Source organism: Maribacter sp. IgM3_T14_3 (genome assembly GCF_049603095.1).
GTDB lineage: Bacteria > Bacteroidota > Bacteroidia > Flavobacteriales > Flavobacteriaceae > Maribacter.
Window position 1 is genome coordinate 2,525,002 of sequence record NZ_CP187138.1, and the last position, 13,963, is coordinate 2,538,964.

13 protein-coding genes are annotated in these 13,963 nt (G+C 34.9%); 8 read left to right on the forward strand and 5 right to left on the reverse strand.

Going from position 1 to position 13,963, the window contains the following annotated elements; translation table 11 throughout:
• Window positions 1–363: 363 nt before the first annotated feature.
• The 6 genes from ACPF9A_RS11285 to rimK all read left to right on the forward strand — a co-directional run bounded on the left by ACPF9A_RS11285 (window position 364) and on the right by rimK (window position 7,150).
• Window positions 364–1,776: an arginine decarboxylase gene (locus ACPF9A_RS11285; protein WP_423996940.1), complete on the forward strand. Its 1,413-nt coding sequence runs from the start codon at window positions 364–366 to the stop codon at window positions 1,774–1,776.
• A gap of 93 nt (window positions 1,777–1,869) precedes the next feature.
• Complete coding sequence (gene speB, locus ACPF9A_RS11290; RefSeq protein ID WP_423996942.1) at window positions 1,870–2,808, forward strand: agmatinase; 939 nt, start codon at window positions 1,870–1,872, stop codon at window positions 2,806–2,808.
• Window positions 2,795–3,772: a deoxyhypusine synthase family protein gene (locus ACPF9A_RS11295; protein WP_133686063.1), complete on the forward strand. Its 978-nt coding sequence runs from the start codon at window positions 2,795–2,797 to the stop codon at window positions 3,770–3,772. Before speB ends, ACPF9A_RS11295 begins: the two co-directional genes overlap by 14 nt.
• Window positions 3,773–3,774: 2 nt before the next feature.
• Complete coding sequence (locus ACPF9A_RS11300) at window positions 3,775–4,098, forward strand: hypothetical protein (protein WP_133686064.1); 324 nt, start codon at window positions 3,775–3,777, stop codon at window positions 4,096–4,098.
• A 116-nt stretch (window positions 4,099–4,214) separates the two neighbouring features.
• Window positions 4,215–5,741 carry a bifunctional GNAT family N-acetyltransferase/carbon-nitrogen hydrolase family protein gene (locus ACPF9A_RS11305; protein WP_423996944.1) on the forward strand — a complete coding sequence of 509 codons (1,527 nt, stop codon included), beginning with the start codon at window positions 4,215–4,217 and terminating at the stop codon, window positions 5,739–5,741.
• 35 nt (window positions 5,742–5,776) lie between these two features.
• Window positions 5,777–7,150, forward strand: coding sequence for a 30S ribosomal protein S6--L-glutamate ligase (gene rimK, locus ACPF9A_RS11310; RefSeq protein WP_424004463.1), 1,374 nt, complete (start codon window positions 5,777–5,779; stop codon window positions 7,148–7,150).
• Between the two features lie 19 nt (window positions 7,151–7,169).
• Here rimK and ACPF9A_RS11315 read toward each other — a convergent pair whose 3' ends face one another.
• Window positions 7,170–8,117: an NAD-dependent epimerase/dehydratase family protein gene (locus tag ACPF9A_RS11315; RefSeq protein ID WP_423996946.1), complete on the reverse strand. Its 948-nt coding sequence runs from the start codon at window positions 8,115–8,117 to the stop codon at window positions 7,170–7,172.
• Window positions 8,118–8,180: 63 nt separating this feature from the next.
• On the opposite strand from ACPF9A_RS11315, the gene ACPF9A_RS11320 reads away from it, so the two are divergent.
• A complete protein-coding gene (locus ACPF9A_RS11320; protein ID WP_423996948.1) occupies window positions 8,181–8,681 on the forward strand; it encodes a hypothetical protein in 501 nt (166 codons plus the stop codon).
• A gap of 154 nt (window positions 8,682–8,835) precedes the next feature.
• On the opposite strand, the gene ACPF9A_RS11325 is transcribed toward ACPF9A_RS11320, so the two are convergent.
• From ACPF9A_RS11325 to ACPF9A_RS11340, 4 genes are all read right to left on the reverse strand, one after another.
• Window positions 8,836–9,540 (reverse strand): hypothetical protein, encoded by a 705-nt coding sequence (locus ACPF9A_RS11325; protein ID WP_423996950.1) that lies wholly within the window; start codon window positions 9,538–9,540, stop codon window positions 8,836–8,838.
• A 133-nt stretch (window positions 9,541–9,673) separates the two neighbouring features.
• Window positions 9,674–10,048, reverse strand: a complete 375-nt coding sequence (locus ACPF9A_RS11330; RefSeq protein ID WP_423996952.1) for a hypothetical protein — start codon at window positions 10,046–10,048, stop codon at window positions 9,674–9,676.
• 124 nt (window positions 10,049–10,172) lie between these two features.
• Window positions 10,173–10,979 carry an SDR family oxidoreductase gene (locus tag ACPF9A_RS11335; RefSeq protein ID WP_423996954.1) on the reverse strand — a complete coding sequence of 269 codons (807 nt, stop codon included), beginning with the start codon at window positions 10,977–10,979 and terminating at the stop codon, window positions 10,173–10,175.
• The gene (locus ACPF9A_RS11340; protein ID WP_423996956.1) at window positions 10,972–13,254 is read right to left on the reverse strand and encodes a M28 family peptidase; all 2,283 of its coding nucleotides are present in this window, start codon (window positions 13,252–13,254) and stop codon (window positions 10,972–10,974) included. Before ACPF9A_RS11340 ends, ACPF9A_RS11335 begins: the two co-directional genes overlap by 8 nt.
• A gap of 120 nt (window positions 13,255–13,374) precedes the next feature.
• Between ACPF9A_RS11340 and ACPF9A_RS11345 the strand changes: the two genes are divergently transcribed.
• Window positions 13,375–13,839, forward strand: a complete 465-nt coding sequence (locus ACPF9A_RS11345; protein WP_423996958.1) for a CBS domain-containing protein — start codon at window positions 13,375–13,377, stop codon at window positions 13,837–13,839.
• Window positions 13,840–13,963: the final 124 nt, after the last annotated feature.

A 13,963-nucleotide genomic window follows, 5' to 3' on the forward strand; every position in this document is an offset into this window, starting at 1 on the left:
GAAAACCCTTGTTTTTTCATTTTTTTTGATTTCATTTGTCCTGTTCTTACGCGCTACTTTGTGTGTTTGAGATTTCAAGCTTTTAGCTGAACATTATGTATCGTAATTCTATGTTCGGGTTTGAGGGAAATTGGAAGTTTTTCCCACAAATGGCTTATAAGATAGGTTGCCGATTAGTAAAGCAAACTTCCAATTCATTTTCTGCAATCATGCAAAGTCAGCATGATTATTTCTTTATACCTACCACACAGAAACAAATTTTGGTATGATACCTTGGTTAAGATGATTACATTTTCTTAACTTTCGACTATTAGGCTAGTTGTTATATTTATACTTTATCAAATTTCATTATAACTTAATTTCATGAATACCAAATACATTGATCTTATCGATCAAACCTATTATTTTCCACAAGAAGAGTTTAATTTAGATGGTGAGTACCTGCAATTTCACGGTATACCCTTAAATGAGTTGGTTCAAAAATATGGTAGCCCTTTAAAATTCACCTACCTACCAAAAATTTCAGATAATATAGTAAGAGCTAAAAATTGGTTCTCAAATGCTATAGAGAAGAATAATTATAAAGGTAAATACCATTATTGTTATTGTACAAAAAGCTCTCATTTTCAGCATGTAATGCACGAGGCTTTAAAGAATGAGATCCATATGGAAACCTCATCGGCCTTCGATATTAATATTATCGAGAAGTTGAAGAAAGATGGTAAATTAACCGATCAAACATATGTTATCTGTAACGGCTTTAAACGCGATAAATATATTGACAATATTGCACGATTAATTAATAGCGGTCATCAAAATTGTGTGCCTATTATTGATAATTATGAAGAAATAGATTTATTGTCAGATGCGATTAATGACACCTTTAAAGTAGGTATTCGTATTGCATCAGAAGAAGAGCCAAAATTCGAATTCTATACTTCTCGTTTAGGGATCGGGTATAAGAATATTGTTCCTTTTTACGAAAATCAAATAAAAGATAATGACAAGGTTGAGCTTAAAATGCTTCACTTTTTTATTAATACTGGTATTCGTGACAATGCGTATTATTGGAACGAGCTTGTAAAATGTTTAAAAGTATATGTTCGTTTAAAGAAAATATGCCCATCATTAGATAGCTTAAATATTGGTGGTGGTTTTCCGATTAAAAACACATTGGCTTTCGAGTACGATTACCAATATATGATCAATGAGATTTTAAATCAGATCAATATTACATGTTCAGAAGCTGATGTTCCTGTACCTCATATTTTTACCGAATTCGGTAGCTTTACGGTAGGTGAAAGTGGTGGCGCTATTTATGAAATTTTATATCAGAAGCAGCAGAACGATCGCGAGAAATGGAATATGATCGATTCATCTTTCATTACAACATTACCAGATACTTGGGCAATCAATAAAAGATTTATCATGTTGCCTATAAATCGCTGGAACGATGAATATGAGCGTGTTTTGCTTGGTGGTCTAACCTGTGATAGTGATGATTATTATAATAGCGAGCAGAATATGAACGCTATATATTTGCCTAGGTATAAAAGAGAGAAGCCATTATATATCGGCTTTTTCAATACAGGTGCCTATCAAGAATCTATTGGTGGCTATGGCGGCTTACAGCATTGTTTAATACCGCAGCCTAAACATATTTTGATAGATAAGGATGAAAACGGTAACTTCACTTACAAACAGTTCAGGGCCCAACAAAAGGCGGAAGATCTTTTAGATATTTTGGGGTATGATGTTACTGCCGAAGATGAATAAAAATAGTTTGCTTACAACGACCGATAGGTATAGAAATACGTATATAGAATTGAAAATAGTACTAAAAAACCACTTAACAATAGCTAAAATATCATGAGTACATCTAAGAATTATGCCGGTATTTCCGATGAATTCGCACAACTAGAAAAATCGAAAATTATCTTGATACCTGTTCCTTATGACGGAACCAGTACTTGGGGTAAAGGAGCGGACAAAGGTCCAGATGCTTTTTTAGAAGCTTCTGAAAACATGGAAATGTATGATATTGAAACCGATTCTGAAGTATACAGACAAGGTATACATTTAACAGCGCCAATTACAGAGAATAGCTCTCCTGAGGCGATGGTCAAAGAAGTACATAGCATTACAAAAGACTTTATTAAACGTAATAAGTTTGTAACCTTGTTCGGCGGTGAACATTCAATTTCTATAGGTTCTATACGTGCCTTTAATGAATGTTTCGATAATTTAACGGTATTACATATAGATGCACATGCCGATTTAAGAGAGTCATATGAGGGTACAAAGTATAACCACGCTTGTGCCGTATATGAAGCTAACCAGACTACAAATTTGGTACAGGTGGGTATTCGTTCTATGGATATTATTGAGAAAACCTTAATGGACGATGATAGAACTTTCTTCGCCCATGATATGGTCAATGATGAGTATTGGACAGATAAAGTGATTGAAGCAATGACTGAGAATGTATTTATTACATTTGATCTAGATGCTTTCGACCCTTCTATTATGCCTTCTACAGGAACTCCAGAACCAGGTGGATTATTTTGGTATGAAACTTTGGAATTCTTAAAGCAAGTTTTTGAAGATAAGAACGTGGTAGGTTTTGATATTGTAGAACTATGCCCTAATAAAAATGAAAAATCGTCCGATTTCTTGGCGGCAAAACTATATTATAAAATGCTTAGCTATAAATTTGCTGGGCAAGATATAGATCAAGAGTATGATAATACCTTTGATGTAGATTATAAAGCAAATACAAATTCAAAATTTGAAGATGACGAAGAATAAAGGTGCGATCACCAATTTTATTGAAAAATACTATTTACATTTTAATGCCGCTGCATTGGTCGATGCTGCAAAGGGCTATGAAGAGCAATTAGAAAATGGTGCCAAAATGTTGGTTTCGTTAGCTGGTGCTATGTCTACTGCAGAAATCGGTAAAATTTTTGCCGAAGTAATTCGCCAAGATAAGGTGCAGATCATCTCTTGTACGGGTGCCAATCTTGAGGAAGATATCATGAACCTGGTAGCACATTCTCATTACAAACGCGTACCTAACTACAGAGATCTGACTCCGCAAGACGAGTGGGATCTGTTAGAAAAAGGCTTGAACCGTGTTACCGATACGTGTATACCAGAAGAAGAGGCTTTTAGAAGATTACAAGAGCATATTTTCAAAATTTGGAAAGATGCCGATGATAAAGGCGAGCGTTTTTTACCACATGAATTTATGTACAAAATGCTACTTTCAGGTGTTTTAGAGGAATATTACGAAATAGACCTTAAAGATTCGTGGATGTATGCCGCAGCAGAAAAGAACTTACCTATTATTTGCCCAGGATGGGAAGATAGTACTATGGGTAACATTTTTGCTTCTTATGTAATGAAAGGTGAGTTGAAAGCAAGTACCATGAAATCGGGTATCGAATACATGACCTTTTTAGCAGATTGGTATACTGCCAACTCTGAAAACGGAATCGGATTCTTTCAAATTGGCGGTGGTATCGCTGGCGATTTCCCTATATGTGTAGTACCGATGCTATATCAAGACATGGAGCGTACTGACACTCCTTTCTGGAGCTATTTCTGCCAAATTAGTGATAGTACAACTAGTTACGGTTCTTATTCTGGTGCCGTACCTAATGAAAAGATAACGTGGGGTAAATTAGATATTAATACTCCTAAATTTATTATAGAAAGTGATGCGACTATTGTTGCTCCCTTGATTTTTGCTTACCTTTTAGATATGTAATTATGGATAAGAACGCACATTTAAATAGAGTCATTGTCGACTTTAAAAAATTGACCCCAGAAGTTCTTAAACTTTTGGTAGAAAGATATCCAGATGGGTATGATGATCGTAATATTATTTCCTTTAGAAACGGACAAGGAGAACGTATTGAAGCGGTTGAGGTTTTAACTGAAGACACTAAATATTTGGTGAAAATCAGTGCCAAGCTTGAGTATACCATGGAAAATTATGATGAGGATGATTACGAAGATTTCGATGATGATGATCCAACAGCAGTAGTTGAGCCAGATCCAGAGGATATGGTCGATGGTGCAGATGAAGATTAATTTTTCTGATATACCACTAAGATTACTTTATTAAATTTCCGGCTTGCTTCTAGTAAGCTGGAAAAATTTTTCTACATATAAATTAAACTAAATATTGTTGTACATACAACAGATTAATGAAAATTGACGAAATTGAAAATATCGAATTAAAGTTTTTGGATCTTGAGGATTATCAAGAATTAAAAGCAGCTATGATTTCTGCTTATACCAATATGCCTGGTTCATATTGGAAAGAGGAACATATAAAATCTTTAATCGATAAATTTCCAGAAGGTCAAGTAGTTATAAAAATCAACGGGCAAATAGCTGGCGTAGCCCTGTCTATAATTGTTGATTATGATGCGTTCGACGATAGCCATACTTATGAACAGATTACTGGTAAATATACTTTCGATACCCACGATGATGAAGGCGATGTGCTTTATGGTATAGAAGTTTTTATAAAACCTAGTTTTAGGGGCTTACGTTTAGGTCGACGTTTATATGATTATAGAAAAGAACTATGTGAGAAGTTAAATCTAAAAAGTATTGTATTTGGTGGCCGTATGCCTAACTACCATTCTCACGCTTCAGAACTTTCGCCAAAAGAATATATAGACAAGGTTCGTCGTAAAGAAATTCATGATCCAGTACTGAGTTTTCAAATCAGTAACGACTTTCATCCTGCTAAAGTAATGAAAGGCTATTTAGTTGGTGGTAAAGCTTCTCAAGACTTTGCTATTCTTATGGAATGGGATAATATCTATTATCAAAAACCAAATAAAAAAGCGGCTACCAAAAAATCAATCGTTCGTTTAGGGTTGATACAATGGCAAATGCGCCCTTACAAAGACCTAGAGGAACTTCTGCAACAAGCGGAATTTTTTATAGATTCTGTTTCTGGATATAGGTCAGATTTTGCGCTATTTCCAGAGTTCTTTAACGCACCCTTAATGGCAGGGAACAATCATATGTCTACAGCCGATGCTATTAGAGAGCTGGCTAAACATACCCAAGCCATAGTTCAGAGATTTTCTGAATTTTCTATTTCTTATAATATCAACATTATTTCTGGTAGTATGCCTGAAATGATAAATGGACGTCTTTATAATGTAGGATATTTATGTAGACGCGATGGTAGTATGGAGCGTTATGAAAAGCTACACGTTACCCCAGATGAAGCAAAGATTTGGGGAATGCAAGGTGGTACGCAGTTGAAGACTTTTGATACCGATTGTGGTAAAATAGGAATTTTGATTTGTTATGATTCTGAATTTCCTGAATTAAGTAGGTTACTGGCAGATGATGGTATGGATATTTTATTTGTTCCTTTCCTGACCGATACCCAAAATGGATATTCTCTTGTACGCCATTGCGCTCAAGCAAGAGCAATCGAAAACGAATGCTACGTAGCCATTGCCGGTAGTGTCGGTAACTTGCCAAATGTTGAGAATATGGATATACAGTTCGCTCAATCGATGGTATTTACCCCATGCGATTTCTCTTTTCCAACCAATGGTATTAAAGCGGAAGCTACCCCAAATACAGAAATGATTTTAATAGCAGATGTGGATATTGACCTATTGAGAGAGCTTAATCAATTTGGAGCTGTACGTAATTTGAAAGATAGAAGAACAGATTTATTTGAGTTAAAAAAGAAATAATTATAACTCCGTTTGTTCGGAGTCAAAAAAAATAAATATTGGATAATTTACAAATAATAGGTAGTGAGGAGTGGTGTGTTTTTAATGACTTAGGCATCCCTGCTATAAAAGCAAGGGTAGATTCTGGAGCTAAAACATCTTCTATACAAGCTACCAATTTAAAAATAGTATCAAAAGGTGGTCATGAATGGGTTAAATTCGAGGTTAGTCCATTACAAGAAAACCGGAGTATTGGCATCGAATGCCAAGCAAGATTGGTAGACCGTCGTATGGTAAAAAGTTCTTCTGGTATTTCAGAAGAACGTTTGGTTATAAAAACACCAGTAACTATTGGTGAATCTACTTTTGAAATAGAGCTTACGCTAGCAAATAGAGATACGATGGAGTTTCGTATGCTGTTGGGTAGAGAGGCATTGAACGATCGTTTTATAGTGAACCCTGCTTTAAATTATCAATTGCAAAACTTTGAAGATGCAGAAGTCAATAAAATGTACGCGCCTTACTTTAAAGAAAAAACCGGATTAAAAATTGCTTTATTGGCTAGTAACCCAAGCTTATATAGTAATAAAAGAATTATGGAAGCCGCTGAAGCTAGAGGTCATGAAATTGATTTCTTAAATGTAGAGCAGGCGTATATGAAACTTGATGCGCATTCTCCAGAAATCAGATATCGTGGTGGCATCATTTTAAAAGATTACGATGCTGTTATACCACGCATTAAACCGTCGGTAACTTTTTATGGTTGTGCATTAATACGCCAATTCAATAACTTGGGCGTGTATTGTCAAAACTCTGCAGAGGCTATTACACAGTCTAGAGACAAGTTATTTGCGTCGCAGTTATTCTCAAAGAACGATATTCATATTCCTATTACAGGTTTTGCTAAATCGCCGATGGATACCAAAGACCTGATCAAAATGGTTAATGGTGCGCCGCTAATTATTAAGCTTTTAGAAAGTACCCAAGGTAAAGGTGTTGTTTTGGCAGAAACCAACAAGGCTGCAGAAAGTGTTATTAACGCGTTTAAAAGTGTTAATACCAATATTCTGGTACAAGAGTTTATTAAAGAAGCAAACGGGCAAGATATTCGTTGTTTCGTGGTTAATGGTAAAGTAGTCGCAAGTATGCAACGCCAAGCTCAAAAAGGGGAGTTTAGAGCTAATATTCACCAAGGTGGTATAGCCTCTATTATTAAGATCACTCCCGATGAAAAGAAATTAGCGTTAAAGGCTGCCAAGGTATTGAACCTTGCTGTTGCCGGTGTAGATATTATTCGTTCTAATAAAGGACCATTGTTGTTAGAGGTTAACTCTTCGCCAGGTTTAGAAGGTATTGAAAATGCTACGGGTAAAGATATCGCCAATGCTATGATCATGGCAATTGAAAAGCGATTGAAATTTGCTAATTAAAATAAATTTGAAGAACATGTTAAACCCTGTTCTTCAAATTTTCTAACATTACTTCTGTAGTTTTTTGAAGGTCAAATTCTGCCTTCCAGTTCCAATCTTTTTGTGCAGTGGTATCATCGATGCTACTTGGCCATGAATTCGCAATCTGTTGTCTAAAATCTGGTTCGTAGGCAATTTTAAATTTTGGTAGAACGGCTTTAATATTTTCGGCTATTTCTTTCGGTGTAAAACTCATTGCTGCTAAATTGTAAGCAGAACGTTCTTTAATTTGATCTTCTGGTGCTTCCATAATCTGTAACGTGGCACGTATGGCATCGTCCATGAACATCATTGGTAATTTAGTGTCTTCTTCAAGAAAGCAGATATATGTGCTATCAGAAAGTGCTTTATGATAGATTTCTACGGCGTAATCTGTAGTTCCGCCAACTGGCATAGTTTTCCAGCTGATAAGTCCCGGGTAACGAATGCTTCTGACATCCACATTAAACTTATTAAAGTAATACTCGCACCAACGTTCTCCACTTTGTTTGCTTATACCATAAACCGTACTAGGTTCCATTATGGTATTCTGAGGAGTATCTTCTTTGGGAGTATTTGGACCAAAAACAGCAATACTAGAAGGCCAGAAAATCTTGTTTATCTTTTTTTCCTTTGCTAAATTCAATACATTGAAAAGGGTGTTCATATTAAGGTTCCATGCACGCATGGGGAATTTCTCTGCGGTTGCACTTAACATTGCCGCCATTAAATATACCTCAGAGATATCATGATAGGCAATAATCTCTTCAAGTGCATCGTAATTAGTGGCGTCTAAAATTTCAAACGGTCCAGATTGCATTAGTTCATCGTTACCTTCTCTAATATCGCTGGCGATAACATTGTCACTGCCGTATTTTTCTCTAAGTGTTAAGGTAAGTTCTGTTCCTATTTGACCACAGGCCCCGATAATCAATATGTATTTTGGCATTAAAAATTTCGTTAAATAAATTTGAGATAAAGATACCTTTTCTTAAAATTTGTACATTCGCTTATGTCCAAAATTATCTTTTTTTTATTCATCGTTACACTGGTCGCTTCTTGTAAAGATGCTCCATCAGATATTGCTACCGTTCATGAATCTCGTTGGGAAGAGACAACAGATAGTTTACCAACTAAAATACGTGTCGATGCCAAAGCACAAACAATCTTAAATGATTGGAAGGAATATAGCGCATTGGAAAAGAGTTTTGATAAAATCTATACTTCTGAATTTATTGAAGATTTTACTCTTGTAGTTGAAGAGTTGATAGAGAATCAGAATAAAATGGAGCTTGCCGAGTATCCTGAAAAATTTAATATACCACAAATAAAGGGACGCCAAAAGCTTTTTAAAACCTTTGTATTAAAAACAAAGGGAGATTTAGAGTACCGACAGAATCCGAAGGAATCTATCATACAAATGATTACGGCATATAACGATTTAAGAAATCAATTTAATGTTGAGGTAAATAATACCTTGCCAGAAGAATTACGAGCTAATGAAGATAATTAGCTTATTTCTGGTGCCGTACCCAACAATTTGGTAGACAAGCTGATGAAGCTATAAAAAGAAGAAGATGATTTAATCTTAAAAGAGCCTCAAAAGAATGATCTAAAAAAGGCGAATCTATATGATTCGCCTTTTTTGGTTCAATTACAATTCGCTCTTATTTCTTCTCTTCTGGCGCCTCTTTTCTAGAGGTCAGTGCTTGCTTGCTTAAACTAGCTAAGTTGAAATTAGGGTCTATTACCAAAGCCTCGTCTAAAGTTGCTATCGCTTGGTCAATATTATTTTTATCCATATTATATTGTATAAGTGCTTTTACATGAATAAATGCAGCTTTTAAAGGAACTTCATATGGTTGTTGACGCTCATAGAATGCATATTTCATATCATCTGTAGCATTTAAAATACCATATTCAACATGTTTCATTGCACCTACGTTATCGCCGGTTTGTACTTTTAAATCTGCCAATTCATAGGCAAGGTATGCATTTGGATCTCTTAAATATAAAGCTTCAAACTGCTCTAATGCTCTTTTTGGCTGGTTCATAGCTTTTAAAGAAACCGCTTTTACTTGAATCGCCAGATTAGAATCTGAATCTAATTTCTCGATTCCGATGATGTTCAAGGCTTGTAAATGTTGATTGTCATTTGCATAGATATATGCAAGGGTGTCATTACGTTGTTGAGATGGAGATAAGATATTTAAGTGAGTCAATGCATTAATTACACCATCAACATCGCCCTGTAACCGCATTTGATCATAAAATGCTTCGTAATGCTTTAGCAATTCTGATTTGGTCTGCGAATATCCATAACTACCTGACAATAATACTGTAGCTACTACTATTAAAACTGATTTTTTCATCTTTCTTGTTCTGTTTAAAGTGCGCTAAACTATTAAAATATTCTCTATGATCCTGTTAAGGAAAGGTTTAAATATTAGAAATGAAAAAAGGCACCCCAAAGGGCACCTTTTAAATAAGCTAAAATTTGAAAGCCTAAGCCAATTCTAAACTGTTGTTCGATTTTCTAAAAGAATTTAAAAGTTGGCTATAAAAACCAATACTCTTGTTGTCTTTTTCAACACATGAAATTAGAAATTTACACAAGTTATTAAATAATAAATTAGTGTAAAATGTTGGTAAATAGGTGTTCACCTTTTTAGGATCGTATAAACTATCGTCTTCTATAACCTCCATTTTAATTCTATGTCGATGATAGTCTATAGTTACATTCGTCGCATTATAGTACTTTTTCAATAACGCAATATGTAAATCTTCATACTTTTTAGAATCGTTCGGGTTCTTGCAACTTAGGGAGATGAGCTTCTCTAATTCAACTAAAACCCTCTCCCGTAATTTATCTTTCTTCATAATATATGGTTTTATATTGTTAAACAAAGGTATGTCATACGTCGATAAGTAGTTGAATATCAATAATATATTAACGCTGTTTTAGGGTATATGTTGTGAAAGGGATGCTATGTGTTGTAAAGGGTTAATTAATAGATGTAAGTAAGCTATAGTCATTAATAAGAAAAATACTACAAAATGTAACAATTTTTTGATTTTTGCCTGTTGCCGTATATTTTGGAGCAGGTATACCTCTTTTTTCTGCTTGTAATGTATAATATTCTTTTTTTGTCGGATGCTCAGGGTATACTGCATTTAATACATCGTTATAATGGTCGTGCTCAATAACCCTTTTTATAATACCTATACAATCATCTAAATGAATTAAGTTAACAGGGGCGTCACCACCGCTAAGATTTTCCCTGCCCGATAACATGGTTACGGGGTGTCTGTTCGGTCCAATCAATCCGCCAAATCGAATGATCGTCGTATTTAACGCTTTATCATTTTTTAAAAGGTCTTCGCATTGTACTAATTGTGTACCAGATTCAGTATTAGGTTGAGGTGCTGTTTTCTCGGTAACTGTGCCTTCAATATCACCATAAACAGCAGTGCTACTAGCAAATATGATATTTTTTACTGCCGATTTTTTAATAGCCTTGTGCAGCAATTTAATCTTTGCGATGTAACTTTCTTTAGGACCGTTTCCTCTTAATTTCGGCGGAATATTTATAACCAGTACCGAGACTGAATCAAGAAATGCGTGGATATCACCTTTAATTTCCTTTTTAGATAAAGCTATTTTAAACGGAGTGATGCCTTTCTCTTTTAAGACCGTAATTTTCTCATTAGAAGTAGAAGTTCCGTTTACAGTATAGCCGTTGGCAATTAAATTTTCAGCCAATGGTAGTCCAAGCCATCCACAACCTATAACACCTATTTTCTTAGTCAAATTTTACTTTTTGTATGGTTAAAATAGCATCGTTCAATACAAACGGCATCGGTATTTGGTCTTCTTTTCGTTGCGGTATAGAGAATAATCCATTTTTAAGTAAATCGTTAGAAGCTTCATAAACTGTAAGTTCCAATTCTTGATCTTGCGTGATTTCTAATATAATATCGGTGTAATTTTTATCACTAATATAATGGGTAACTAGTCTACCGCCATATCTGTTTTTAAGAAAATACTCAGATAGTTCTATTCCGTTTATATCTGCCTTTACTATATCGACATCATTGGTGAACACCTCTAAACGGTTTATAGGTCGATTCGGAGTAATACATAAATGAACTGTGCGAATGTTATTTACTACAGAATCTAGTTGCACCTCAACAGTTGGTTTAGGTACGTTTTTTAACGGAGCCTCGTTGGTAAACGTAAAATTAGAACCGTATTTGCTGCTTATGGTGTTTTTAGAAAGAAGACTGTCTGCCGATTTTTTGGTGATGTATTGCGAAGTCCAGTCAGATGGTTGATGCTCGTAAGTTGCCCACTTCGCTTCATTTTCATCGGTATCTAAAACGTATAATAAACTTGTCGGTTTTGGTCTGTCGTTAGTAAATCCAGAATCTATATGTGCCGATACCATAAAGCCAGCAAATAATATGAAACTTAGAAATGCCAAAGCACCTTTTTTTCTGTATTTGGTTATCAATGGAAGTAACAAAAAGAAAATTAATGTCGTCAATAGGGTAGAGGCTACCATCATTTTAAGACCTAGCCCAACCGGAAACATTTTTACGAACGGTGCGAATATGAATATTGCCGGTATGCCTAGAAATACCAATAAGAACGCATCAGGATTTTTTTGGTTGATATGCACATAAAAGGCAACTAAAAAGCTATATAAAGGTATGATGAAAAATGCAGCGCCTTTTAAATACACTGCTACAAGACCGCAAATTATAATCCATATAATAAATGGGGCAACAAGCAAATTTGCCGTTTTAATCACTTTAAATTTATAATAGGCATAGAAACAAGTGCCCAAAGAAAATAAGGTGAAAGCAAATATATACGCGTGACCGTTATAGGTAAAACCATGTAGAATATCATTATATGCAGGGTATAACCATTTTAAAAATTGCCAGCTGAAGAACCCTACCACTCCATTAATGACCAAAGTGAAGAGTACGGGAATAAATCCTTTTAGAATATCTTTTCCGTTCAAGACTTTTTTTCGAAATCCGGAAATCAATAATAGTATAAAAAAGAGAATTGCAATTATTAGCATTGGCATAATCCAAGTAAACGGATATGATACCATTTTAAAGAAGGGTACATTAAAATATACATTGTCATCAAGACTTTTTAAGTTGGTGATATCAGCATTGCTGAAATAGGTCAATAAAGGCATTAAGTAGCTACCTTGGTGAGCCAAGGTGTTTCTGTCTAATCTTTCATAATTATCTATTTGTGTGTGATAATCGAAATGGTCATCAATAAATGCGAAGTTGAAACCCTCTACATCGCCATCTTCTCTAAATACGGTTAGATCGGTATCATTGGGTAGCATTTTGTAAATACTATAAGCAAGTGAATTTGCAACAGGAAACTCAGGATTCGCAGCAATAAATTCAGAAATCAACTTACCATTACCCCTATTGGTTTCCATCAGCATATAACTTGGTCCGCCGCTACCACGAGCTTCAAAATTTAAAACCAAGCCAACATCTTTTAGCCATTCATGCTTATCTACAAACAAATCGGCACCGTTTAGTCCTAACTCTTCAGCATCAGATATAAGAATAATGATATCGTTTTTAGGTGTTGCATTAGTTTTTAAAAAAGCCCTTACGCCTTCTAAAATTGTAGCCACACCACTACCTGCATCACTTGCGCCTAAAGAAGAATGTGGGTTGCTATCATAGTGACTTAATAATAATAGTGCCTTGCCCGATTCGCTGCCTTTAATACGCGCCAGTACATTTTCGGCTTTACTCAAATTACCCCAGTCACCAGCAGTATAGCCTTCTTGCAAGGAAGTTTCTAAACCTAATTTTTGAAGTTCTTCAGTAATATAGTTGCGTACGGTAGTATGTGCAGGAAACCCAACGCCATGCGGTTCTTTTGATATTTCTTTTACATGCACTAAAGCTCTATCTGTAGAAAATTCGGTTTCAACAATTGTTTCGCCCTCGTTATACTGTGGTAAAAGCACTCTAAAACTCCAATAGGTGGCAAGTATAATTAGTAGTAATGTTAGTAAGGTTGGTGTTTTTTTCATGATTGTGATATTCTTTTAAAAAGTCTTAAAATACTGATTATAAAGTGGTATACATCGAAAATTATTAGTGTAATTCGTTTTATTTGTTATCTTTAGTAATCAACCTCTAAATAAACTGTCATGGGAATCAAAAGCTTTCAAGGTGTTCGAAAAGTATTTAAAAAGGAATTTGATGCCCCAATTTTGGTCGCTGATTATATGACTACTAAGTTAATCACTTTTTCGCCAGATGATTCAATTTTAGCCGTAATGGAGAAATTTGCCAAGCATCATATATCTGGTGGACCGGTTTTGGACAACAACGGATTTCTAGTGGGAATCATTTCTGAAGCCGATTGTATGAAGCAGATTTCTGAAAGTCGTTACTTTAATCAACCTATTTTAGATAAGAGTGTAGAGAATTTCATGACAAAGTCAGTAGAAACGATTCCTCATGATATTTCAATTTTTGATGCAGCTGGTATTTTTGCACAACACAATAGAAGAAGACTACCAGTAATGAAAAACGGAATATTAGTAGGTCAAATAAGTAGAAAAGATATCGTTGTGGCCGCACTTAAATTAAGTGGACATAATTGGAAATAGATTTTATTAAGTACAGAGTACAGAGTAAGAAGTAAGAAGTAAGAAGTACAAAGTAAGAAGTAAGAAGTAAACGTATAAAAAAAGTCTCCTAAAAGGAGACTTTTTTTATAATGCCAACAGCCAA